Source organism: Francisella sp. Scap27, from assembly GCF_013394105.1.
In the GTDB taxonomy this organism is placed as follows: Bacteria; Pseudomonadota; Gammaproteobacteria; order Francisellales; family Francisellaceae; genus Francisella; species Francisella adeliensis.
Genome location: NZ_CP041326.1, coordinates 816,024 through 841,052 on the forward strand (window position 1 = coordinate 816,024; position 25,029 = coordinate 841,052).

Below are 25,029 nucleotides of genomic sequence, written 5' to 3' on the forward strand. Positions count from 1 at the left end.
TACTCACTCCCTTTAGATTAGTGATGAACTTCCGATTGCTATAATATTCTTTTGATCTAAATATTCTTGTTGGTTAGAAGCAGTAATACCTCCTGTAGCACAAAATTTGATATCAGAAAATACACTGCTATAGTTTTTAAGCAACTTAACACCTCCCATAGCCTCGGCTGGGAAAAATTTAATTATCTTAAAGCGGTACTGTATTGCTGTCATAATTTCAAATGGTGTAACTGCTCCAGGAAGGTAGTCAAGATTATGCTCTCTTGCAAACTCTAAAAGCTCGACATTTGACCCTGGAGATACATAAAAATCAACTTCTAAAAATCTTGCCTTACGAAACTGCTCTATAGTCACAATAGTTCCAATTCCTATTACAAAATCTCTATTTTCTTTTTTAATTTGCTCTATCACATCAAAAGCATTTGGAGTTCGTAATGTGAATTCGACTATTTTTATCTTTTTAGCTCGCAACTTTTCTAAAACTAAATTAGCTTCCTCTATTGTATCTGCTGAAACTACGGGGATTAGTTGATTATCTTCTAAAATTTTTTCTAAATGCATTTTGATAGCTCCTGTAACTTCTGGGTATATTTTATAGTATATTGTTTATCTATAATGGCTCCTCGATGCTGAATAATTTCTGCAGCAAATTCTTGAGCAAATTTAATTGACTCTAGCATACTCATACCATTTTCAATAGATGCTAAAAATGCTGCATTAAAGCTATCGCCTGCAGCTGTTGTATCTGTTGGGTTTGAGATATTTAATGGTGTAAGTTTTGTGACATCATTATCATTTAAAACAATAGTCGGATTACTACCATGTTTTATTATAATAGTACCTACATTGTGCTTGATATATCTCTCTAGAGTTTGAGTATAGTCAATATCATCAAAAAGTAACTGTTCATCATCAAAAGTTGTAATAACTGTAGTTACAAATGGTAATATTTTAGCTAAGTATTCTTTAGCTTGTTGAGTATCACCCCAACATCTAGGACGATAATTTAAATCAAAGATAATTTCTTTATCTTGTGAGTTTTCCCTAAATTGCTTAAGCCAATTACTAAAGACTTCAAGTTGCTTTACATCCCATCGTGATATAGATATCCCAGAGAAATAAATATATTTATATTGATTTGTAAGAGCTACTAAAATATTTTTATCTAAGTAGTTAAACAAATCTTTAATCGGAGCTTCTTCACGCCAGTAATGAAAACTTCTTTCACCTTTCTCATCAGTTTGAATAGCATATAATCCAGGAACTCTATTTTGTAGCTGTAGTACTGTTTTAGTATCAATATTTTCATCATCCCAAGCTTTTATTACTTGATTAGAAAAATCATCTTGCCCCATTGCCGTTAAAAATGATACGCTACCACCAAGCCTTGCATAATAAACTGCTGTATTTAAAACATCTCCACCAAAATTTAGCTTTGTTTGTGAACCTAGTTGCATATTACCACTAAGCTCAAGCATACATTCTCCTATAGCTAAAAGTTTACTATGCATTTTTTAATTCTCTTTTCACAGCATAAGCTACTCCACGCACTTCTGCTAGACCTTTCATCCTACCTATGCATGAATAACCTGGATTAGTTTTTTTATCTAAATCACTAAGCATTTGTTGACCATGATCAGGTCGCATATATACATCTTGTCCTGTTTGCTCAACCTTTAAAATTTCTTTGATAAGTGCATACATATCTGTATTACCACAAAGGTGCTCTGCTTCATAGAAGCTACGGTTATCTGGATCTAAAGCAACATTTCTTAAATGAGTGAAATATATTCTTTTACCAATTTTCTTTGCCATAAGTGGTAGGTTATTATCCCATCTTGAACCTAGAGACCCTGCACAAAATGTAATTCCATTTGCCATAGATGGCATGTTTTCAAACAACCAATCATAGTCTTCTATAGTACTGATAATTCTTGGTAAACCGAATAATTCAAATGGAGGATCATCTGGGTGAATAGCTAATTTAGCTCCAACTTCTTCAGCTACGGGTATTACTTTCTCTAAGAAATAAACCAAATTCTCACGTAAAACTTCTTTTGTGACATTTTCATACTCATCTAAAGCTGCTTGAAATTGCTCTAATGAAAAACTCTCTTCTGCTCCAGGTAAACCCGCGATTATATTAGCTGTCAAACCATCAATCTGCTTTTGACTCATGTTATCAAAATACTCTTTTGCTTGAGATACTACACTAGTCTTATAAGCATTTTTTGCCCCAGCTCTCTTAAGGATGTGAATATCAAATGCTGCAAATGCTACCTCATCAAAAGAAAGTGTTTTTGCACCTGTTGCTGTCTGCTTACCAAGATCTGTACGTGTCCAATCAAGCACTGGCATAAAATTATAAATAACCAGTTTAATACCACATTGAGCAAGATTTCTTATACTTTGACAATAGTTCTCAATTAGCTTATCTCGGCTTGATTTACCTTTTTTTATATCCTCATGAATCGGTACACTTTCAACAACTGACCAAGTCAGATTTGTCTTACCTAACTTAGAAGAGTTCTCAACTTCATGCTGTCGTTTTTTTATATCTTCAATTGGCCAAACTTCACCATTTGGAATATGGTGTAAAGCTGTAACAATATCTGTAACGCCAGTTTGCATAATATCTTCTATACATACAGGATCATTTGGTCCAAACCATCTCCATGACTCTATCATTCTATTCTCCTACTTTTGAAAGAGTTTTTATAACACCATTATTTTTTATTTCTATTATAAAAAATTCTACTTTATCTACAAGATTGCTATCTTTAATAAGTTTTTCAGTAAAGATACTGTCAATAGCTAAAAAGCCTTTTACAATGTCTTTAGTTGAGCTATTTTGAGCATATATTCCTTGATATTTTTCTTGTAACGGGTCACTTACTTGTAGTAAATTATCATTTTCATCACGACCACCACAGAATAAAATCCAACCTGCCAACCCTATAGCTAAGATATCATAATTACGATTATTATCTAAAAGATACTCCAGCGAACCCAACCACCTTTGTGGAACTTTTTTAGATCCATCCATCGCTATTTGTTCAGTCCTATGTTTTAGATGTGGATTTGCAAATCTATGTAAAAGCTTATCCGCATAATCAGTTGTAGAGACTTCTTTAGGTAAACCATCAACTAATGGTGCTGCTATTTCAAGCATATATTTTTTTATAAAGTTATAAAATCCTTTGTTTGTTATTACATCATCAACTGTCTTTAACCCAGCATAAGCACCTAAATAGGCAATCAAACTATGGCTACCGTTTAGCATGGTAAGCTTTAACTTTTCAAAAGGCTCAATATCCTTCACAAATTCGACGCCTACTTTTTCAAGACTAGGTCTACCATTTGCAAAGTCATCTTCTATCACCCACTGACTAAACTCTTCAGTAGATATTGCAGACTTATCTCTCATACCTACAAGTTTTTCGATGTTTTCAAGAGTTTCATCAGTAACTGCAGGAACGATTCTATCTACCATTGAACTAGGAAAAGTACAATTTTTTTCTATCCATGTAGCAAGCTCTTTATCTATTTTATATGCGAAATCTAAAATTGCTTGCTTTAAAATTGCTCCATTATTTGGCATGTTATCACAACTCAAAAGTGTGATTGCCCCAGCATTTTGCTGCTTTCTCGCATGCAAGCCCGCTACTGTTATCCCTATTGCCGTCTTAGGTGAGTTAAAATTCTCGATATCATAAATTATTTCATCATCTAGTAAGTTTAGTTTCTGAGTTGATAAATCAACAAAGTACCCTTTTTCTGTAACAGTATATGTAATAATTTTGATATCAGATGTTGCTATATATTTTATAAGTTCATCGGAGTGGCCTTCACCTGCGAAGTAGACATCTTTTAAAGCTCCAATAACACTATTAGTCGTACCTGACTCTGAATTAGCTGAAAGGATATATTGGCAATCATTCTCTTTTAAATCATTAATCAATTTTTGATTAGTTCGGATAGTCCCACTTATATAACCCCACTTAAGTGCCTCTTTATCACCCAAATTTAAAAGCTTATCAATATAACATACTTGATGAGCTCGATGAAAAGCTCCTATTCCTATGTGTAAAATACCGGCTTTTAATTGCGACTTATCATAACTTGGTAGACTACAATTCTTTAGATTACTCACATCAAACATTGTATTTTAAATCCTTATTCATATTTATAGTTTCTAAATCTAACACCTTAAATTTATCACAACCCTTATAGTGCCATTCTACTTCTAGCATACCATCATTATTAGCAACTTCAATTAGCAAAATACCATTTTCTCCATCAAGATATTCATTAGTTTTACCATCATCTATATAGATGTTATGCGTTGTTATGCTCTCACTTAAACTTGGATAAATTTTGTATGCTATATCTTTTTCAAAGTTATTAAAGCCGGCAGTTAATTTATTAATAGAGATAACGGCTCCTTCTCTGACAAACACGAGGATACTTTCAAGACTTACATCTACTTTTATGGTTTGTCCACCTGCAAAAACCTCTCCAGTATAATAATCATACCAATGAGAATCTTTCGGTAAATAAACTTCTCTGATTTTTGCATCTTTTTCTAGAATGTTTGCAATCAGCAAATCTCCAACCATAAAATCTTGATTAGCTTCGAAAGTTTTCTCATCTTCTTCAAAGTCATAAAAAGTTGGCTTAATAATTGGCTTAGCATTTGCATGAGCTTGGTAACATAACTGATAAATATAAGGTATTATTTCATTACGTAAACTAAAGGCTTTTTGGATTATTGGTAATCCCTTTAAATGCATCCATGGAGTATTCACAGATTCATCATCATTCCAAGAATGTATAGTAAACCTAGGATAAAAAATACCATGTTGGACCCAACGAACAAACAACTCCAAGTCAGGAGCTGGCCCACTAAAACCACCTATATCATGACCAAAATTGTAAATTCCAGATAGTGATAGACCTTTTGCCATCTCAAGGTTATATTTAAGAGTTTTCCACTCAGTGCGGTTATCACCTGTCCATGTTTGTGCATATCTTTGCAAACCTGCACAGCCTGATCTGGTTATAAGATAAGGTCGTTTATTAGGAGTAAATTTCAATTGTGCTTCATAGCTTGCTTTTGTCATAAGTAAAGCTTGAACTGGTTTAATATGCTTTATAGATATTTTATTACCAAAACCATTACAGCTCGCTTCACCGTTATAGACTTCAAACTCATTATTATCGTTCCAAGTTGACTCTATACCTTTTTCTAACAATTGTTTTGTAACATTATCTTGCCACCAATCAATAGTTTTAGGATTCGTAAAATCAAGATAATACCCAAGCTCATCCCAAAACTGTACAAGCTCAGGCTGTTTGTATTGCTCATTATTTATCAGACCATTAAAGCTTTTAATCTCGCCCAATTTAGGGTGATCTTGAAGTAAACATGGTTTAATATTTGCACAGAGCTTTATGCCATTATCACTATAATGTTTAGTGAATTTTGACACATCTGGAAATTTTGTATCATTCCAATTGAAAACATAGCGCTTATCTCCAATCGAAGTGTAACCAGAACTTAGCTGAAATGATCCACATTGGATATTATACTGCTGACAATCATCTATGAAATTTGACATTTGATGTTGTGCATCAGGTAAATCAGTATAAGTCATTGTTGAACCAGAATAATACAAACTCCAATATGGCGGAAGAATTGTCTTACCTGTTATTCGGCTGAATGTTTCTGTTACTTCTGCTATCTTTTCTCCAGCAATAAAATAATAATCTAGATCTCCAGCTTTTGCCTCATAACTGATATATGGCCCATGATAATTATCTATTTCTTTGCCAAAATTAAAAGCACTATCACTTAAATTATCGTAAAAAAGACCAAAGGATGTTTTTTGTTTTGAATTGTGAGTTATAAAAAAAGGAATGTGTTTATACAAGGGATCTGAACTTTCTGCATCATAGCCCATTGGATCGATAGACTTCATTTCGTAGCGTTTTTTATCACGATTAAGCTCACCAGCCTTCTCACCTAAACCAAAAAACCTCCAATCAGGATCTTTCTTTATAGCATGATAAGCTCCTCTATCAGACCAAAAACCTAAGTTATAAGCCTGTGTATTAAGATCTTCAGATATTTTAACCCAGTTTTTCAAATCCTTCTTATACCAAGTAAAATGTAATCCTTGTAGCTTTATTTCTGCTCTTAGTTCATTAGTTTCTATTGTCAGTAACCCATCATCCAAATCAACATTGAAATCCGGACAACTAAAACTAGAAGTATCTAGTCTATCAACACCTTCAAATGGTATATCACCCCTTGTAATTGACCATGTCTTCGCAAGTTCTAGCTTATTTGACTTAGTAAATAATACTCTAAAGATATTTTCCTCTAAAACAAAAACTTTAACAAATATAGCTTTTTCAACCAACTCTAGTTCTACAGAGTTTTCTCTAACTTCCTTGAGCCTAAATGTACAAATATTTAGCATCGACACTCCCCATTTAAAGATTAATTTATAGCTACTGAGTTATTTCCCCAGGTCTGTTTATGCTCCCAGCCTGTAAGTTCTTCGACAACTTTAATTGCATCTAAAGGTGCTTCAGTAAGATTACCGCCAGCTCTCAATCTTTCTAACTCTAACACCAAAATAGTATGCTTAGTTTGATTTAGTCTAAACCTAGATGCTGCAATAGCTCCCACCACACAAAAGAATATAGTTCCTCCTACAAAACATAAATTCACACCCAATAATGCTGTAGATGACTGTACAGTTTGACCAGCTTCAAAACCAAATATGGATAAAGTAAAACCAACTAAAGCAAAAGCTAAAGCTTGGACTAGTTTACGCGAAACTGTCATTGTACTAGCAAAAGTACCTTCACGCCTTTGGGTCGTAAGAGCCTCATCTATATCTGCAATAAAATTATAGATATTCCAGGGAGTAAAATAGCATCCAGCTCGTGCAAATCCTAAAACAAAAACTATCAACACAAATGCAACAAAAGCAACTACTGGACTAAAAGTAGGTATAATTATAAAACTTAACATACTAAAAATTAAACAACAAACAGCTAATCTATAGCTCATCACACTACCCAATCTTATACATAAAAATGCAAATATAGGTACAGAGATAACTTGTATAACTGAAAAGCAAGTATAGATAATTGAAGCAGAACTAATATTATAGTGAAGAATAAAGGTAAAGTAATACGCGAAACTAGCACCAAACACATCTAGAGCAACAAAAGCTCCTATATACATCAATAGAGTAAGCCTAAAAGCTCGCACTTTAAGAGTTGAAAATATATTTTTAAAAATGTTTTTAAACTCACCCAAAAGAGTTGTATCTAGTTTCTTTGAAATCACAACATCTCTTTCCCAAGTATATTTATATACAAAGAACCATGGAAGCATAAACAAAATTGCACAGATTATACCCATAATAGCAAAAGAGGTCTGCTCACTAGCAAAAAAGTACATAATTGCTGCAGGTAAAAATCCAGCCACAATATTTGAGCTTTGTGAGAACAGCATCCTAATACCAGTCATTTTTGAACGAATTTTATAGTCATCACTCATCTCAGCTGCAAGTGTTTCATAAGGTACTTGGATCATTGTGAATATGAAATTAAATGCAATATACCCAAACAAATAATACCAAAAGCTAAGGCCCGGCAACCAAAGTAAAGCAAAAACCAATACTAAAGGGGCTCCTACCACAAAGAAAAATCTTCTTCGACCAATGGGTCCACGCCAGTTATCAGAAACATACCCCATAATAGGGTCAGCAAACACATCAAGTCCACGACCAATAGCTACAATCATTCCAGCCTCTGCAGGAGATAATCCGGCAACATTAGTATAAAAATACATAAGCCATAAACCAAGTATGGTAAATGCTCCTCCACCAAAAAAATCGCCTGATCCATAGGCAATCATATTAGATAACTTAACTTGTTTCTGGGACATTTATAATGATTTACTGAATGAACAACATAATTAAAATATAAACTATTATAAGAGAAATTAGAATAACTAAATAAGCTTAACAAAGGATTAGGGTAACTAATAAAACCTTTAAAATTACTTATTGAATAATAATATCAACAGCTCTCTCAGCAACCATAATAGTCGGAGCGTTTAGATTGGCATTTGGTATAGTTGGAAATACTGAAGAATCTACCACTCGAATATTTTCCAGACCGTGAACCTTTAGATTTTCATCAACTACTGCCATCTCATCAAAACCAATCTTACAAGTACAAGATGGGTGATAAGCACTCTCGACATTTGCTCGTACAAAAGCATCTATCTCTTCTTCAGACTGTACACTACTACCAGGCTGAATCTCATCACCACGATATTCATCAAATGCCTGTTGATTGATGATTTTACGCGTAAGCTTCACACAATCTCTAAAACCGATCACATCATCAGGATGCTGTAAGTAATTAAATCTAATTTCTGGAGCATTGTTTATATCTGCTGATAATGCTCTTATATAACCTGTGCTTTTAGGCTTATTTTGACCCACATGAACTTGGAAACCATGTCCTTTAAAAGCAGCTTTACCATCATATCGCATTGCCGCAGGTAAGAAATGATACTGAATATCAGGCCAACTCTCATCACTCAAACTAGATGGTATAAATGCACACGCTTCAAAATGATTTGTAATACCTAAACCTTTTTTGCGTAATATCCAATTTACACCAATTTTAAACTTTGACCATAAGTCTATCTTGCCATTTAGCGTAATTGGCTTTTTGCATTTAAACTGAAAATAAAACTCTAAATGGTCTTGTAAATTTTTACCTACACCAGGTAAGTTGTGAATAACTTCAATTCCTGCAGCAACTAACTCTCTCTTATCGCCTATACCAGATACTTGCAACAGATGAGGTGAGCCGATTGAGCCTGCACTTAAAATCACTTCTTTTTGAGCTCTGACTACTTCGATATTACCTTTACGATTTATCTCTACTCCAATAGCTTTTTTACCTTCAAAAATAACTTTTTGAGTGGTTGCCTTAGTAAGTATAGTTAAATTTTCTCGATTTTTTATAGGATCTAAATAAGCATGACTTGTAGAGCATCTGACACCATTTTTAACAGTCATTTGCATCGGACTAAAGCCGTATTGTTCTTTAGCGTTATAATCATCAACTTTAGGGTAGCCGGCTTGCACACCAGCATCTATAAACGCTGTGTACAGTGGATTAGTCATATTGTTACCATTAGTGACAGTTATCGGTCCTGTTGCACCACGGTACTCATTACCACCAGCATAGTAACTTTCCATTTTTTTAAAATACGGTAGGCAATTACCATAATTCCAACCATTTGCACCATGCTCTTGCCATTCATCAAAATCTTTTTTATGCCCACGAACAAAAACCATACCATTGATAGATGATGAGCCACCTAAAACCTTACCACGCGGACAATGCATTATACGATTATCAAGATATCTCTCTTTCACAGTATGAAATTGCCAAGCGTATTTTTCGGTATTCATTGGGTATGAAAGAGCTGTCGGCATTTTTATAAATATACTTTTATCACTTCCACCACTTTCTATAAGTAGCACACTTGCATCAGGATTTTCGCTAAGTCTATTTGCTAGTACACAACCCGCTGAGCCTGCCCCTACGATTATATAGTCGTATTTTTTTGACATTTAAAATGGGCCTTCTAATTTCGCCATTCCCACATATATAGATTTAGTTTGAGTATAATGATTTAAGGCTTCTATACCATTCTCACGACCCACACCAGATAACTTATAACCACCCACAGGCATCTCGCTTGGCGAAGCTCCATACGCATTTATCCAGCAGATTCCTGCTTCTATCTGATGAATTACTCTATGAGCTTTGCGAATATCATTTGTAAAGACCCCTGCAGCAAGGCCTAGCTTAGTGTCATTTGCACGAGAAATAACCTCATCTTCACTACTAAATTTTAAGATACTCATCACAGGACCAAATATCTCTTCTTTAACGATAGTCATATCATCCGTACAATCAGCAAATATAGTCGGCTCTACAAAGTAACCGTTTAATGAACTTATTCTTTGACCACCAGTTAGAAGTTTAGCACCTTCTTTTTTACCTGTTTCGATATAGCCAAGTACTAGCTCCATGTGCTTTTTACTAATCAATGCACCAAAATTTGTATTCATATCAAGAGTATCACCAGCAATGATATTCTCTTTTGTGCGTTTAACTAACTTTTCGATAAACTGCTCATAAGCATTCTCATGGACAAATACTCGCGTACAGTTTGTACAAACCTCACCTTGTGTGTAGAAATTCCCAAGCATAGCAGCTGTTACAGCTTCATCGATATTTGCATCATCAAAAACTATCAATGGTGACTTACCACCTAGCTCCATTGTCACTTCTTTTAAGCTTGCTGCTGCCGCTGACATCACTTTTTTACCAGTACCAACCTCACCTGTGAATGAAACCTTTTCTATCTCTGGAACATTTACTAAAGCCTTACCAACCTCAGCTGCACCTTGTACTACATTAAATACACCTGCAGGCATACCCGCTTCGATGAAAACTTCTGCAAGCTTTATAGCTCCTAACGGAGTCTCTTCTGATGGCTTAAATATCATCACATTACCACTAGCTAATGCAGGTGCCGCTTTCCAACAAGCAATCTGTAGTGGATAATTCCATGCCCCTATACCTAAAGCTATGCCTAATGGTTCACGACGAGTATAGAAAAAATCATCTCCTACTTGTTGTTGAGTACCTGTAGTACTATGAGCAAGGTTAGCAAAGTACTCAATAGCATCTGCACCTGTTTGAATATCTACTTCTATAGCTTCTTGTAAAGGCTTACCTGTATCTAAAACCTCAACTTTTGCTAATTCATCATTTTTTTTACGCAAATGATTTGCCACTTTTTGTAGCAGCCTTGTTCTTTCTATCTGGGGTAAGGATGACCATTTTTTAAATGCTTCTTGAGATGACTTTATTGCCAAATCAATTACAAAATCATCAGCTTCTTGCATCTTGTAAATCACGTCACCAGTAGCAGGATTTACTACATCAAACGTGTTTCCTGATTTATTATCAATAAATTTACCATTTATGAAACTTTTATAAGTCTTCATCTTTAACCCTTAATAAACATTATTATTATCACTATAACCAACCTTTGATTATCATTAATCTAAATATAAAAATCAATATTATATCCACCTATATATATTTATTGTTATATAAGCTTGTAAACTACTATTATATGCTCTATCGTTACTAATTAAAATTATTTACTACAATCAGTTAAAGATATATGCAATGTAAAAAGCGAGCTTTCATATTTGGGACAATGTCAGGAGTATTTTGGGGATTAGACTATACACTAGCCGGACAAATCCATACACTTCTAGCCATGACTTTTTTAGTATCAATGTGGCTCACATCAATTCATGACTTAGGCGTAGCTGCCACTGTTAGCGTAGTATCAAAATCATCAGTAAAAAAAGCTAAAGACCTAAAACTATGGCAGTTTATAAGCATCTGCTGTATTCCCCTCTTAGGTGGCTTAGCCATGACGATGTATATGCTTTCAACTAGAGACATCTCAACAGGAACGGCAATAATTATCTCATCTTGTTACCCAGCAGTTGGAATGATTGGGGCTAGGATTTTCCTCAAAGAAAGTCTCAGCTCACTTAAAATCACTGGGTTTTTAATCGTTGTAGTTGGTATTACACTTACAGCTTACAATGGTCTTTTTGATCATGCAAATGGTCTTCTAGGCTTAACCTTTGCAATACTTGCAGCTATATTTTGGGGATTAGAAGGTGTAATTTATAAAATGGTTTTAAATGCTGACGTCTCACCAAACACCCTTTTATTCTTACGTAAGTTATCGACTATTGTGATTTTCTTACCCTTTACCCTGATAATAATTCCTACTGTTAGCGTTAATGTCTTACTACTAATGGCAGCTGTTGGTATTATTGGCTATGTTGCTGACCTTGCGTATATGCAAGCATTTAAATTTTCAGATGTTACTCTAGCAATGTCACTAAACATTACATATATTATATGGGGACCACTTTTTGCATTTATACTATTTGATCAAAGCATTAGCATAATACTACTAATCATTTGTGCCATACTAATATTCTTAGGTAACTTCTTAATATTTAAATCAAAATCGGTTTATTAATGACTTTAAGAGCTGCTTTCATCTTTTGGACCAAATTCCTTAAAGTTTCCAAAAATAATCGCTCCTTTTAAATAAAATAGAAAATATCTATATCTAAATAACTAAAATGCCTAATTGTTCAGCCATTGCCAACTCATTTCTTTCAACTATTTCCTCTATAATAAATCCATCATTATCAAATTTAAAATAAGTAAGACTAGTCCATTGAACATCTTTCCCACTAACTTCATGGCCTTTCCAAGTGTTTGATCCTGTTGCAAAATGAGTTAATGCTACAACAACTTCATTACCAGAAACAATTTCTTTTTGAAATGTAGTATTTATAGTTTCATAACGATCTGTTACACATCCTCTTAATGATTTCTCAAAAATATCTAAACCTATTAAAGGTGCACTACAGTCTGGGCGATGTATCACTACATTTTCATGAAAATATTTTGGTATTAGATTAGTCTGCTTACCATCAACACAATATTTAAAATACTCTTTAACTTTACTCAAATTATCACTCATTTATATTTCCTCATGTTCTTGTTTGTTTACATGAGAAATATTAACATGTACTTTTATGTAAACAATGCCCCGTATTGTTGATACAATGTATACATTTATGAAACAATAATGATTATGATAGATATACTAACATGCATTAAAGCATTTAGAGCCGTGGTAGAAGAGAAAAGCTTTACTGCCGCAGCAAAAAGATTAAACTTGTCAAAAGTTCTAGTCAGTCGCTACATTGCAAACCTAGAAAAACATTTAAACTCTCAGCTACTAAATAGAACAACAAGATCTATTAGTCTAACATCAGTTGGGCAAACGTATTATAGTCGTTGTGTTCCGCTAGCTGATGAGATTTTGAATATCAATAATTCAATTTATGAAGATAAAGAAAACCTAACAGGTACATTAAATGTACTAGCACCTAGCTCACTTACTGAAATGTATTTAATGCCTAGCATATGTAGTTTTAGAGATAAACATCCAGATATAAGCATCAACTTATGCCTAAACAATAAAGTTATGGATTTGTTTACAGAAGGTTTTGATGTTGCAATTAGATCTGGGAACTTTGTGAATCGCGACTTAAACCTCATATCTGTAAAACTCATGGATAACGATGTGATTACTTGTGCATCAGCTAAATATTTAAAAACCAATAAAATCATAAAAATACCAGCAGATCTTTTGGATCAATCATTAATTGTTGATAACAATCTACACAACCAAGACTTTTGGGAATTTAAAAAAGATAATAAGGTAGAATCAATCAAAGTGAATAGTAAACTATCTATTGACAGTATACAAGCAATTAAAAAAGCTCTACTTTTAGATCAAGGAATAGCAATGATGCCTAAATTTGCTGTTGAGGAAGAACTTAAGCAAGGAAGTTTAATTCACATCTTAAATGATTATAGTATTGAGAAAAGAAGTGTTTATGCATTGTACCCAAGTAAAAGATATGTACCATCAAAGGTCAAGCTTTTCATTAAAGAACTAAAACTGAATAGTCAGCAATCAACAAAAACCGACTTATTACCATAAAGATAATTTGTCAATTCGCAAGTGTATTTTGTAAATCCACCTATTAAGTCTGAAGGCTGATCACCTACAGATATCAATATCTTAAACCCCAAAGATTCAATATAAGCTCGTCGTTCTGATTTGAAATTTGTAAACTGATCAGGGTTGTAATTAGTAATTTCTTTTGGAAACACAAACACATCTTCAAACTGGGTATAGCCTGCATCTTTTAGAGCTAATTTAGTAACATCAATACTATCAGCAACCCTCGCACTTACAAAAAAAACTTTCAGCCCTTTGTCTAAACAAAATTTATAGAAATCTAAAGTAGCTTGAATTGGCGTACCCGTATCTGCAAATATACATTCATTCCAAACTTTATGATTATCACCTTGAGGGAAATCATATTCTTTTAAAGCCTTATAATGATTCAAAGATGTCTCATCAATATCTAAAACTAAAGCAGTTTTCTCTAATATATCCACAGAATTCACAATATCCCGAGCTTGTTCTAGGATACAAGATATCTCTTGTTCATGAGCACCACCCTCATAATAATCAATAACTTCAAGCTTAGTCATATCTTTTTATTTTAACCCCAACTCTTTAAGTCTTTCATTTAAAAATAATTCTGCAGTTGAGTATTTTTCTGACAAATAAGTTTCAGACTTTGCATGAATAAAACATGGTGTAGATACTCTATCAATATTTTTTGTTTCGCTCTCTGGCTTAACAACCCTATGCTTAGTCGCTATATATTCACCATTAGTCATTTCCTGTAGCATATCACCGATATTTACAATTATAGACTCACTATCGCATGGCACATCATACCATTGATCTGTTACTGGAGATAAAACCTGCAAACCTGGTGAAGATGCTATAGGTAACAGCGTGATAAGGTTTATATCCTCATGTGCTGCAGCTCTTACAGCACCAACTTCCTCATCACCTTCTAGAGCAGGATAATGAAGTATTCTTAACAGTGTATTTTCTGGAGATAAAGTATCTTTAAGCCTTTGTGATAGTTTACTAGCAACCTCTGGATTCATATGCTTATCAATCCACTCAAGTAGCGTTTCACCAAGTGCTATCATTGCTTGATACATTTCTCTAGCGGCATTACTAACTTCATTAGGGTATCTACCATTAGGAAAGTACAAATGGTAAAAGTGTTTAATATCTTTAACCTTTTCACCCTTAGCAACTTCCGATACATCTTTAGGAAAATATCCATCTTGATTCTCTTTATCAAAAAGATATTTATCAGCTTCACCAGACTTTAGAAAATCCTGCCATTCTTTGTAAACAGTTTGAATAAGATTCCAGTCAATTGGATGCGTTTTTAAAACAGCAAAACCCGTTTCTTTTAATGATGTTGTAAAATCTTTAGCTGCATTTTCTGCATAGTAATCTACACTTAGGATATTCATTTTTACTCCAATTTTTTATAAGAAAAGATATGTGAAATTCATAGGTATTATATCAACAATAATTTTCTGATGCATTAGTTTAAACTTTTCAGACATAAAATTCCTAGAAAAGATTATTTACTACGCTTTTTCTTATCTACTTTATATTTTTCAAACTTTTTCCTAAAAGCAATTTCTACTTTATCTAGCAGCTTAGCAAAGCGATTACTTATTGCTATAAATGGTAGGAGAGATAAACAGATAAAAAATAATCCAGGTCCTGGCATAAATAACATAATTAACCCAAGTATAAACGCTACACAAGAAAATATTATTGATACTAATGAAAGCAAAGGACTTGATAACTTTCTTCGAGAATACCTATGTAGCAAATAGAACCTTTTTCCTGCCTTTAATTTAACTATCCTCTTAGAAAAAGCATAAAACTTACCCATATTCATATTTTCTTATTAGCCTCGTGGATGATGCTTTTGATAAATCTTTTGGAGCCTATTTTGTGAGATATGTGTATAGATTGTCGTTGTAGATACACTACTATGCCCCAACAACATTTGCACAGAACGCAAATCTGCACCATGATTTAAAAGATGTGTAGCGAAAGCATGACGAAGTGTATGTGGCGATATATCTGTACTTATTCCAGCAGATAAAGCATAATTTTTTATCCGATGCCAAAAAGATTGTCGTGTAATCCTCTTAAAGTGTTTACTTATAAATACTGCTTGCTCTTTAAATCCAGTTACAAGATTTGGGCGAACTTCAACTAAATATTTATCTAAATACTCATGTGCATATTCACCAATAGGTACTATGCGCTCTTTTGAGCCTTTGCCTATAACTTGAATCACACCTATATTAGTATCCATATCATCAAGATTAAGACCTACCAACTCACTAACCCGTAGACCTGTTGCGTACATCAGTTCTAGCATTGCTTTATCTCTAATACCCACATCTACAGTCAAGTCAGGAGCTTGAAGAAGCTTTTCTATATCATCTTCTGTCATATCTTTTGGTAAACTTTTCGCAAGTTTTGGCAATGTAAGTTTAATAGTTGGATCTTGAGAAATCTCTTTAGAAGCAAGTAGCCATCCATAGAATTTTCTCATTGTTGATATCATACGAGCATTAGAGCGAGCACTATAACCTTTACGAGAACGATAAGATATAAACGCATACAACTGATCAAATCCAAGATTAGATACTTCTAACTTGGTGTAATATTTTTGTAAAAATTTAAGATCAGTTCGATAAGATGAGATAGTGTTTTGACTAAGACCGTGCTCAAGCCAAAGATTGTCTAGAAAAGTATCTATATGAGCAGACACTCTCTAAGATCCTAGAATTATACTTTTTCTTTAATTCTAGCAGCCTTACCAGTAAGACCACGCATGTAGTAAAGCTTAGCTCTACGCACATCAGCTCTTTTCTCTACAGTGATGCTATCGATCAATGGAGAATGAGTTTGGAATGTTCTTTCAACACCCATACCTGAAGACATCTTTCTTACAGTAAATGCAGAATGAAGACCACGATTTCTTTTTCTTAATACAAAACCTTTAAAAGCCTGTACTCTTTGCTTATCGCCTTCTCTAATCCAAAGATTTACAGTGATAGAGTCACCAGGATTAAATTCTGGAAGATCTGTTCTATACTGCTCTTTTTCTACTAATTCTACAAATTTGTTTTTCATTTTTTTGCTCCTTTTGTGCTTACCTTATCTTTATTATTATCTTCCAATAATTGCTTATCTTCTGGTGATAGGCATAGGCACTTCATTAAATCTTTACGACGTTCATAAGTTCTTATTAACTTTTGTTTACGCCTCCATTTTGCTATATTTTTATGGTTGCCCGATAACAAAACTTCTGGTGCTGATTTACCATTAGGTAATACCGCAGGTTTTGTATAATGCGGATAATCTAAAAGACCATCATAAAAAGAATCTTCTATCAAAGAATCTTTGTTACCCAGCACATCTGGCAATAGCCTTATTAAGCTATCCATTACTAACATAGCAGGGAATTCACCACCACTTAATACAAAATCACCGATAGAAATTTCTTCATCGACATAATCTTCTATTAAGCGTTCATCAACCCCTTCATACCTACCACAAAGAAGTATCAAAGAATCATTTTTCAAAAGCTCTAAAGCCTTAGTATGATTAAAGACACCACCTTGAGGTGACAAGTATACTACTTTTGCATTACAACCTAAAGTCTTTTTTGCATCTGTAATTGCATCGGCTAATGGCTGATACTTCATAACCATTCCAGCACCACCGCCAAAGCTAGTATCATCGACAGTTGAGTGCTTATCTGTAGTATAACTACGAGGATTAAAAAAACTCATCGAAACTTTAGATCGCTTAAATGCTCTAGATGTGATGCCAAAATCACCTAAAGCCTTAAACATTTCAGGAAAAATAGATACTATACCGAATTTCATTATATCACCTATGATCAGCTACAGTTCTTTAGCAGCAGATAAAGCACTAATCATCTCAGTTGACAGATTATTAAAGCCCTTCGGCGAATTTGGTGTAAATATAACATTAGATTTACCATTCTTAGTCATATTTTCAAGAGTATCAAGGTACTGATACATCATCACAAGAGAAGATACATACTCATTAGACATACCATCTTCGGCACCCTCTTTCACATCCTCTATAGATTTACGCAGACCACGAGCTATTGCTTTTCTCTGCTCAGCAATACCCTCACCTAAAAGCTTCATAGATTCTTTTTGACCTTCAGCTTCTTTGATTTTTACAATCTTATCAGCTTCAGCTTTTGCCTTTGTAGCTTCTAGTTGGCGTTGAGCTGCGTTAATTTCATTCATCGAGCGTTTTACATTTTCTTCAGGGTTTATATCTACAACCAATGATTTGATAATCGTATAACCATAGTTACTCATCTCTTCTGAAAGCTCTTTTTTTATGTCCATCGCAATACTATCTTTATTTTCAAAAGAATCATCTAAACTCATGCGTGGCAATGATGATCTAATAACATCAAAAACATATGATTCCATTTGAGCTCTTGCATTAGTAAGCTTATAAAAAGCATCTGTAGCTTTCGCTTCTTCGACTAGAAACTGTACAGAAACTTTCATATGCACAAAAACATTATCTCGAGTTTTTGTTTCAGCAACTATATCTAACTGCTGTATTCTTAAACTCACACGACCAGCAACTCTTTCAATAAAAGGAATCTTAAAATTAAGGCCAGCCTTTTGGATACGAACGAATTTACCAAATCGCTCAACTATATTCACAGACTGGGTTTCAACCAAATTGACTGAAAAAGCTAGTAAAAATATAGTTACAAAAACCACAAACATTAAAAAAATCATAAACATTTAAGCTCCAAATTTGATTATTAAAGTAAAAACTACTTATTGTTGAGGAAAATCTACAATAATTTTATTACCATTTTTTTTATCTTTCTCCCAAATGAGTAAGTCATGCCCCTTAACAACCTTGCCACTTGGACTATTCCATACAAACTCTAAGACCACTAATTGATGCTTTTCATCAATTTCACGACAATACTGATAGTTAAGTTTTATTTTACCCATATCTTTTTTACCATCAGCGGCAGTAGAAAAACCATCAACATAATGTTTTAGAACATCTTGTTTATCTGTATATAGTTTGCCATCTCCCATATAAATAAAATCATTATCATAAAAAGATACTACTTTTTTTAAGTCTGCAGCATCCCAAGCTTTTTCCATTTGTACAGCCTTAGACTTAATATCATCAAACTTCTTGTCTGAGCAATTACCTGTTGCAAATACACTTGAAAAAACACTTAAACTTAAGATCAATATCCAGATTTTTTTCATAACACACATATACTCCCTGTTAAATTTAGTTTGACAATATTACCACTTTCTTTACAAGAGGCTTCACGTTCTTCTTAAAAGGCTGAAAACATTCAAATCTCAAAACTATCTTCTGAGGTACATCTTCAAATTCCGGCTTTGTTTTAAATTTAAAACGATCAACCCCACCCCATTTTGAGTTTTCAACATCAAGACTATCATGCTTAAAGCTTATTGCATTTACATAACCATATTCAGGAGATACTAAGAACCACTTATACCCTTCCGTTGAATCAACAGGTAAATCAATATTGAAAGTATGCTGTTTTTCACTTAGAACTATTGGATCAGCATATACACCTTTAAAATCTTTTTGAGTCATACTCGCATATCCAAACAATGGCAAAATAACGAACATCAACAAAAGCTTACGCATATTTTAACAATACAAACTTATCATCTTGATAAATTTATTATACAATTAGTGTTGTTACAAATATACACATTAATTGAGCTAATATGGCAATAGAAAGATTTGAATTAGAATTAGTATCTTTTAAAGATATTACAGATACCGTAAGACACCTAGTATTTAAAAGAACTGATGGGAAACCATTAAACTTTATTGCAGGACAATTTATCACTTTCACATTTGATGGCGAAGATGGCAAAGTTAAGCGAAGAAGCTATAGCTTAGGGTCTCTTCCTACTGATAACGAATTACTTGAAATAGCAATAACATATGTAAAAGGTGGTATTGCTTCTGAAGCTTTCTTCAACATGCAAGTAGGTGATATAACTCCAGCAATGGGCCCTGCTGGTAGACTTATCTTAAAAGATGAGGATGTCAAAAAAATTGTTCTTGTTGGAACTGGTACCGGTATTGTCCCTTATAAATCAATGTTTCCAGAACTTTTAGAAAGGGCTGATAATACAGAGGTTCATATATTGCTTGGTGTGCAATATCGTAAAGACGGTTTATACCAAAATGATTTTATCGAGTTTGCAAATAAACACCCAAATATAAGTTTCAAACTTTGTTTAAGCCGTGAAATCGAAAATCTTAAGGATTATGAAATATCAGGATATGTTCAGCACCAATTTGAAAGCTTAAATCTAAATCCTGAAACAGACGTTGTATATATCTGCGGCAACCCTAACATGATTGACCAATCCTTTGAAATGCTTACAAATGCTGGGTTTGGTATTAAAAGTGTGCGTAGAGAAAAGTATATTTCTTCCAATTAGACCAGATTTTGGCTTGCAGGATAGGCAAATATAAACTATAATCTTTGGGCTATTCTATTTATTAGAAAATAAAGGGATATGGTGCTTAAATGAGATAGTTTAAGTGGCGATGTCAAATTATAAATATCAAGGAAATAAAAAAATGAAAAACGAAATTCATCCTAAATATAACGAAGTTGCTGTAACTTGCAGCTGTGGTAACAAATTCACTACAAAATCTACTATTGGTAAAGAAGCTATGAACGTAGATATATGTTCACAGTGTCATCCTTTCTACACAGGTAAGCAAAGAGTTGTAGATACTGCAGGCCGTGTTGATAGATTCAACAAGCGTTTTGGTGGCATGAAGAAAGTATAATTTACTTTTAGAAAAACCAAATAATTAAAACCAGCCTTGTGTTGGTTTTTTTATGCCTATAGAAAACTTACCTTTTGAATGAAGTTACGCACTAAACATACATTTGTACGATTATGCAACCTTGTCTTAAGAGTTTTACAAGATATTGATTATATCAGCAACAATCTCCAGACTCATAATACCTTCTAATATATTCATCAAGAGAAATACTATCGTCTGCTCTAAGAATCTCTTCTGCTTTAAATGAATCTTTAACTTGATTCTTTAATTTATCACTTGTCTCAGTAGAAAGCTTATTATTTCTAAATTTAGTTGTTATAACTTCAGAAAGACCTAATACAGCTTTTTTGTAACCATGTTCTTTAGCTAAGCCGATTAGTTTAGCTGATGGTGTTTTAGTACTATCTAAAACCTTCTCTTTTTCAAAGGATACAGCTCTTACAAATTCATCTCCCATTTGCTCAGCTACCTCTTCAATTTTTACAAATAGCTCTAAAGCATAATCTTTAAGTTTAACTTCTTTACCCAATAAATTTTGAAGTTTTAAACTAGGGTTTCTACCATCAATGGCTACTTTATTTAGGTTTTGTTTAGCTCTAGAAACATGTTCTTTAGAATAATTGTTAAACTTACTATCAAAACAAGTCATAAGCATTGCTTCTATAAAAAGAGAAGTGTTTTTACTAACCCCATTAGCATCAAAAGGATCAACATCAAGAACACGAACTTCAATATACTCAACTCCTCTGTTTATTAAAGCACAAGCAGGTCTTTCACATCTTTTAGCTATTTGTTTTGGTCTTATAGGACTATAGTATTCATTTTCAATCTGCAGAATACTTTCGTTGAGCTGAATTCTTTGCCCACTATCGTCATATAAACCAATTTGCTTATAATCTTCAAATACTTCTGCTGTCGCACCTATTAAATCTGTCACGTAGGGTTTAACACCTTCATATGAGATATGTAAATCTTTTTGGGCTGGACTAGTATAACCTAAATCACTCATTCTCAAACTAGTAGCATGTTCACCAATATAAAATTCATCATCTAAACTTTTCAAATAGTCCGGTTTATCTTGAACTGAAGTCTTTGCACAGATAGGGCTAGCTCCAAATAAATATGGTAACAACCACATATACTCAAAATAATTATTTATAACTCCAAAATATACTGCTGACTTAGAAACACCCAAATCTTTAGATTTTTGTAACATTAAGGATTCATCAATTGAGAAGTTATAGTGTATTCCTGATATTATTTGCATAACTTTACCATAGCGTGCAGATAAGCCCTTACGGTAAGTTTGCTTCATCATACCGGAGTTTGAGCTACCAAAATTAGCCTCAGATATTTCGTTCTCTTCTGCTGATAATGGCATACTAGTATTTAAAATAATCTCATCTTGAGAAATATTTTGTAGAGTAAAAGCAGTTAAACTATTAAGTTCTTCAAGTGTAGCATCAACAGTAGTATGAGGACTAGTAATAAGTTCTAATAAGTCCTCTGAAAAATCCACAGTGACACTATCGTTAGTAAGCTTATGCCCTAAATTAATACTATGAGGGGTTTTAGCTAAACTACCATCTCTTTTAATTCGTAAAGTTTCTCTCTCTACACCTCGAAGATTCGTGATCTTTTTATAATCATACATATTTCAAACCTTAAAATTAAATTTAAGCTTTAAGTTTTAATGAGCTTTTAACACCCAACAACCACAAAACTCCAATAAAGCTTATAATTCCAGATAGTATCACTATCACTATATGCTCTACTCTACCAAAGAATGACAAACTTATCCAATAACTATCACTAAGATCAAACATTTTTAATACAACAAACATACAGATACAGCCTATTAGTATTTTACATAAGAACCTAAACGGTAAATAGGCTTCTACAAACTTATTAAAATTAAACTCTACCATAAGTAACATTTGTGATAATAAATTCACTAAAGCAATAAATGAACTAGAGTATGCTAAGTATAGAAAGGCATTTTTATCACCCGCAAATACTTTAATAATATAAATATCAACCAACACACTGATTACCAAACAAGTAACACCTATATAAAACACCTTATGAGCCTGATTTTGCACATATAAGCCAGAAACTATAACTCTTACTACTACAAAACAAAATAATGCCAACAAATAGCCTAACAGTGCTAACTGAGTCGCATTAACATCTGTGACACTAAATTTACCATAATAAAAAAGTGTTATGACAATAGGCTTTGATAATACACATAGCCCAACAATAGCAGGTATTGTTATAAGCATAGTTACCTTCAAGATCCATGCTAAATTCTTATAGAAGGTTTTAGCATCTGTTTTACATTTAACTAGGTAAGGTATCATTACAGTAGCAATCGCTGTACCAAACACACCATATAAGAACTGATTCACCCTATCTGCATAATAAAGCCATGCTAAACTTCCTGAAACCAAAAATGAAGCAAAAAATGTTTCTACTAGACCATTAATCTGTAAAATAGCACTACCAAAAAATGCCATCGGCATTTTCCTGAGAAAAGACTTCGCTTCAATATTTTTTAATAAAAATATATCTCTTGATAAAGACAACTTTCCCGCCAACCTATATAATGCCCACAAAGCCACAATCAGCTGAATTACACCAGCAACCAAGACACTATAAGCTACAGCATATATAGCAACATTAAAGTATTTAGAGCATACTATGCCAGCAATCATAACCAAGTTTAGAATAATTGGTAACATTGATGAAACAAAATATTTCCGGTGACTATTAAGTACCGCTGATATAAGTCCAACCATGAAATTAAATAATACATAAGGTATCATAATAACAAACATTATTTGGATAAGGCTTTGTAGACTAGTATCTTTTGAAAAACCATATGCATATAAATCAACAATAAAATCACTAAAAGCAATCATTAATATAACTATTAGCAATAACACTACAGCTATAAAGTATAATACCGTAGCAATAAACTCTCTTTGCTTAGTCGAGATACTATCCTCTAGATGAGGATTCATGATCTGCGTAATAATTCCTGAAGATGTTACTTTACGAATAAACTCAGGAAATCTGAATGCAATTAAAAAAGCTTGCATTGCTCCACTACTGCCAAAGAACATTGCCAATAGCATATCTCTTAAAAAGCCAAGTATTTTTGATAGCAAAAGAAAACTAGAGACTAGAAGACTTTTAGAGAAGAATTTTTTCATAATAAAGCTCAACTAAGAGTGAAGGAAAAACTATTTAATAATTTTTAATAACAATAAACATTGATTATTTTTTATTAGTTTGTGGCCTATGCCATTGATCTATAATTTGTCTAGTTAGCTCGTTTCCTTTAACTTTTTCTTCATTAGTCAGCTCAATCTGCTTAATATTTTTCTTAGCATAGTTAATGCCTTTCTCTGATAGGTCTGGGAGACAATATTCATTAAATTGTTCCCAATATTTTATGTCAGGTCTTTCAAACAAAGATATAGCAACAGATAAATATGCATATTGTTTAACTTTATCATTCTTCTCTAATTCATACATTTCAACAAAAGCTGGGGCATAAGGCTGAGTAATGGCCTCTTTCGTATACATCATAGCCTTTTCCATGTCACCCCTTTCTAAATATACTTTAGCAAGCCCAACTTCAACTGGAGATATATGATCTACTTCATAAGCCTTAGTATACCACTCTAGAGCTTTGTCATGATTTTTACGCAACCCACCAAATCCTTCAAAGTATGCATCACCTATATATGTTCTGCCTTGGGATATACAATATGGATACTCTCCAATGAACTTCTCTTCATTGTTTAAAATAAAAGCTTTTCTTGCATCTAAAGAACCATTAGCTATAGCTAACTTATACCATCTGTAAGCTTTTGCAAAGTTTGTAGCAGGGACATCACCAACTCTGACATAAAGATTTGCTAATTGATTTTGTGCAATATCATATCCTAAATGTGCAGCTTCACGAATATACAGATACCCTTTATCTTGATCAACAGGAATATCATCACTACCAAAATAGTATAATTCCCCAATTAAGTAAATGAGATAAACATACGCCTTCATCCCTTCAACAGTATTAGGAGTTCCATTCTTTTTATAAAAATCGACAGCCCATTCAGCGTCATCAAGTGCTAACTTATCATCTTCATCAAGTTGGACATTAGCTTCTGCGATAAGTCCTGTTGCTCGTGCGTCTTTCTTTTGATAAGGCTTACATGTATCAAGTACTTTTTCGTACTCTTCATCAGCTCCGTCTTTATAACACTGCTCAAGTGTAGCAAAAGATGAGTTATAAAATAATACTCCAAGCAAAGCAAATAAAATTTTAACTCTCATTAATACTCCAATAGTTTTTAAGATTTCTTATGTAGAAAAGATGGTAATAGTATATGTTTAATAATAACTTTTTTATAGTACTTTTCCAC

25 protein-coding genes are annotated in these 25,029 nt (G+C 33.3%); 4 read left to right on the forward strand and 21 right to left on the reverse strand.

Features of this window, described 5'->3' with window-relative positions:
* Positions 1 to 12: 12 nt before the first annotated feature.
* The 8 genes from eda to betB form a co-directional block, all read right to left on the reverse strand.
* Positions 13 to 561: a bifunctional 4-hydroxy-2-oxoglutarate aldolase/2-dehydro-3-deoxy-phosphogluconate aldolase gene (gene eda, locus FLM55_RS03885; RefSeq protein WP_178948134.1), complete on the reverse strand. Its 549-nt coding sequence runs from the start codon at positions 559 to 561 to the stop codon at positions 13 to 15.
* Positions 552 to 1,511 (reverse strand): sugar kinase, encoded by a 960-nt coding sequence (locus FLM55_RS03890; protein WP_178948135.1) that lies wholly within the window; start codon positions 1,509 to 1,511, stop codon positions 552 to 554. Before FLM55_RS03890 ends, eda begins: the two co-directional genes overlap by 10 nt.
* Complete coding sequence (gene uxuA / locus FLM55_RS03895) at positions 1,504 to 2,688, reverse strand: mannonate dehydratase (protein WP_178948136.1); 1,185 nt, start codon at positions 2,686 to 2,688, stop codon at positions 1,504 to 1,506. The genes FLM55_RS03890 and uxuA overlap by 8 nt, the downstream gene beginning before the upstream one ends.
* A 1-nt stretch (position 2,689) precedes the next feature.
* Entirely contained in the window at positions 2,690 to 4,162 is a 1,473-nt protein-coding gene (locus FLM55_RS03900) for a mannitol dehydrogenase family protein (protein ID WP_178948137.1), read from the reverse strand.
* A complete protein-coding gene (locus FLM55_RS03905) occupies positions 4,155 to 6,485 on the reverse strand; it encodes a TIM-barrel domain-containing protein (protein WP_178948138.1) in 2,331 nt (776 codons plus the stop codon). Before FLM55_RS03905 ends, FLM55_RS03900 begins: the two co-directional genes overlap by 8 nt.
* A gap of 20 nt (positions 6,486 to 6,505) precedes the next feature.
* On the reverse strand, positions 6,506 to 7,969 hold the full coding sequence (locus tag FLM55_RS03910) for an MFS transporter (protein WP_178948139.1): 1,464 nt from the start codon (positions 7,967 to 7,969) through the stop codon (positions 6,506 to 6,508).
* 118 nt (positions 7,970 to 8,087) lie between these two features.
* On the reverse strand, positions 8,088 to 9,680 hold the full coding sequence (gene betA, locus FLM55_RS03915) for a choline dehydrogenase (protein ID WP_178948140.1): 1,593 nt from the start codon (positions 9,678 to 9,680) through the stop codon (positions 8,088 to 8,090).
* Entirely contained in the window at positions 9,681 to 11,129 is a 1,449-nt protein-coding gene (gene betB / locus FLM55_RS03920; protein WP_178948141.1) for a betaine-aldehyde dehydrogenase, read from the reverse strand. It abuts the gene before it with no gap.
* Positions 11,130 to 11,311: 182 nt separating this feature from the next.
* On the opposite strand from betB, the gene FLM55_RS03925 reads away from it, so the two are divergent.
* Positions 11,312 to 12,196 carry a DMT family transporter gene (locus FLM55_RS03925; RefSeq protein WP_112869455.1) on the forward strand — a complete coding sequence of 295 codons (885 nt, stop codon included), beginning with the start codon at positions 11,312 to 11,314 and terminating at the stop codon, positions 12,194 to 12,196.
* Positions 12,197 to 12,289: 93 nt separating this feature from the next.
* Here FLM55_RS03925 and FLM55_RS03930 read toward each other — a convergent pair whose 3' ends face one another.
* Positions 12,290 to 12,709, reverse strand: coding sequence for an ester cyclase (locus FLM55_RS03930; RefSeq protein WP_178948142.1), 420 nt, complete (start codon positions 12,707 to 12,709; stop codon positions 12,290 to 12,292).
* Between the two features lie 114 nt (positions 12,710 to 12,823).
* On the opposite strand from FLM55_RS03930, the gene FLM55_RS03935 reads away from it, so the two are divergent.
* Complete coding sequence (locus FLM55_RS03935) at positions 12,824 to 13,741, forward strand: LysR family transcriptional regulator (protein ID WP_178948143.1); 918 nt, start codon at positions 12,824 to 12,826, stop codon at positions 13,739 to 13,741.
* Here FLM55_RS03935 and FLM55_RS03940 read toward each other — a convergent pair.
* The 9 genes from FLM55_RS03940 to FLM55_RS03980 form a co-directional block, all read right to left on the reverse strand.
* Entirely contained in the window at positions 13,708 to 14,301 is a 594-nt protein-coding gene (locus FLM55_RS03940) for an HAD family acid phosphatase (RefSeq protein ID WP_178948144.1), read from the reverse strand. The genes FLM55_RS03935 and FLM55_RS03940 overlap by 34 nt on opposite strands.
* A 6-nt stretch (positions 14,302 to 14,307) precedes the next feature.
* Complete coding sequence (locus FLM55_RS03945; RefSeq protein ID WP_178948145.1) at positions 14,308 to 15,153, reverse strand: isopenicillin N synthase family oxygenase; 846 nt, start codon at positions 15,151 to 15,153, stop codon at positions 14,308 to 14,310.
* A gap of 113 nt (positions 15,154 to 15,266) precedes the next feature.
* Positions 15,267 to 15,593 (reverse strand): hypothetical protein, encoded by a 327-nt coding sequence (locus FLM55_RS03950; protein WP_256868920.1) that lies wholly within the window; start codon positions 15,591 to 15,593, stop codon positions 15,267 to 15,269.
* 9 nt (positions 15,594 to 15,602) lie between these two features.
* Complete coding sequence (gene xerD, locus FLM55_RS03955) at positions 15,603 to 16,481, reverse strand: site-specific tyrosine recombinase XerD (RefSeq protein ID WP_178948146.1); 879 nt, start codon at positions 16,479 to 16,481, stop codon at positions 15,603 to 15,605.
* Between the two features lie 17 nt (positions 16,482 to 16,498).
* The gene (rplS, locus tag FLM55_RS03960; protein WP_112869448.1) at positions 16,499 to 16,846 is read right to left on the reverse strand and encodes a 50S ribosomal protein L19; all 348 of its coding nucleotides are present in this window, start codon (positions 16,844 to 16,846) and stop codon (positions 16,499 to 16,501) included.
* Positions 16,843 to 17,604, reverse strand: coding sequence for a tRNA (guanosine(37)-N1)-methyltransferase TrmD (gene trmD / locus FLM55_RS03965; RefSeq protein WP_178948147.1), 762 nt, complete (start codon positions 17,602 to 17,604; stop codon positions 16,843 to 16,845). Before trmD ends, rplS begins: the two co-directional genes overlap by 4 nt.
* A gap of 18 nt (positions 17,605 to 17,622) precedes the next feature.
* The gene (locus FLM55_RS03970) at positions 17,623 to 18,513 is read right to left on the reverse strand and encodes an SPFH domain-containing protein (RefSeq protein ID WP_373193972.1); all 891 of its coding nucleotides are present in this window, start codon (positions 18,511 to 18,513) and stop codon (positions 17,623 to 17,625) included.
* A gap of 42 nt (positions 18,514 to 18,555) precedes the next feature.
* Positions 18,556 to 19,008: a nuclear transport factor 2 family protein gene (locus FLM55_RS03975; RefSeq protein ID WP_178948149.1), complete on the reverse strand. Its 453-nt coding sequence runs from the start codon at positions 19,006 to 19,008 to the stop codon at positions 18,556 to 18,558.
* A gap of 25 nt (positions 19,009 to 19,033) precedes the next feature.
* Positions 19,034 to 19,369, reverse strand: coding sequence for a hypothetical protein (locus FLM55_RS03980; protein ID WP_256868921.1), 336 nt, complete (start codon positions 19,367 to 19,369; stop codon positions 19,034 to 19,036).
* 137 nt (positions 19,370 to 19,506) lie between these two features.
* Here FLM55_RS03980 and FLM55_RS03985 point away from each other — a divergent pair, with 137 nt between their 5' ends.
* Together FLM55_RS03985 and rpmE are read left to right on the forward strand one after the other, a co-directional pair.
* The gene (locus tag FLM55_RS03985; RefSeq protein ID WP_178948151.1) at positions 19,507 to 20,235 is read left to right on the forward strand and encodes a ferredoxin--NADP reductase; all 729 of its coding nucleotides are present in this window, start codon (positions 19,507 to 19,509) and stop codon (positions 20,233 to 20,235) included.
* 142 nt (positions 20,236 to 20,377) lie between these two features.
* Positions 20,378 to 20,593: a 50S ribosomal protein L31 gene (gene rpmE, locus FLM55_RS03990; RefSeq protein WP_112870862.1), complete on the forward strand. Its 216-nt coding sequence runs from the start codon at positions 20,378 to 20,380 to the stop codon at positions 20,591 to 20,593.
* A 154-nt stretch (positions 20,594 to 20,747) separates the two neighbouring features.
* Here the strand turns inward: rpmE and gshA are convergent, their stop codons facing one another.
* The 3 genes from gshA to FLM55_RS04005 all read right to left on the reverse strand — a co-directional run bounded on the left by gshA (position 20,748) and on the right by FLM55_RS04005 (position 24,940).
* Complete coding sequence (gene gshA, locus FLM55_RS03995) at positions 20,748 to 22,247, reverse strand: glutamate--cysteine ligase (RefSeq protein ID WP_178948152.1); 1,500 nt, start codon at positions 22,245 to 22,247, stop codon at positions 20,748 to 20,750.
* Between the two features lie 22 nt (positions 22,248 to 22,269).
* The gene (gene murJ, locus FLM55_RS04000) at positions 22,270 to 23,811 is read right to left on the reverse strand and encodes a murein biosynthesis integral membrane protein MurJ (RefSeq protein WP_178948153.1); all 1,542 of its coding nucleotides are present in this window, start codon (positions 23,809 to 23,811) and stop codon (positions 22,270 to 22,272) included.
* Between the two features lie 64 nt (positions 23,812 to 23,875).
* Entirely contained in the window at positions 23,876 to 24,940 is a 1,065-nt protein-coding gene (locus FLM55_RS04005; protein ID WP_178948154.1) for a tetratricopeptide repeat protein, read from the reverse strand.
* Between the last annotated feature and the right edge of the window lie 89 nt (positions 24,941 to 25,029).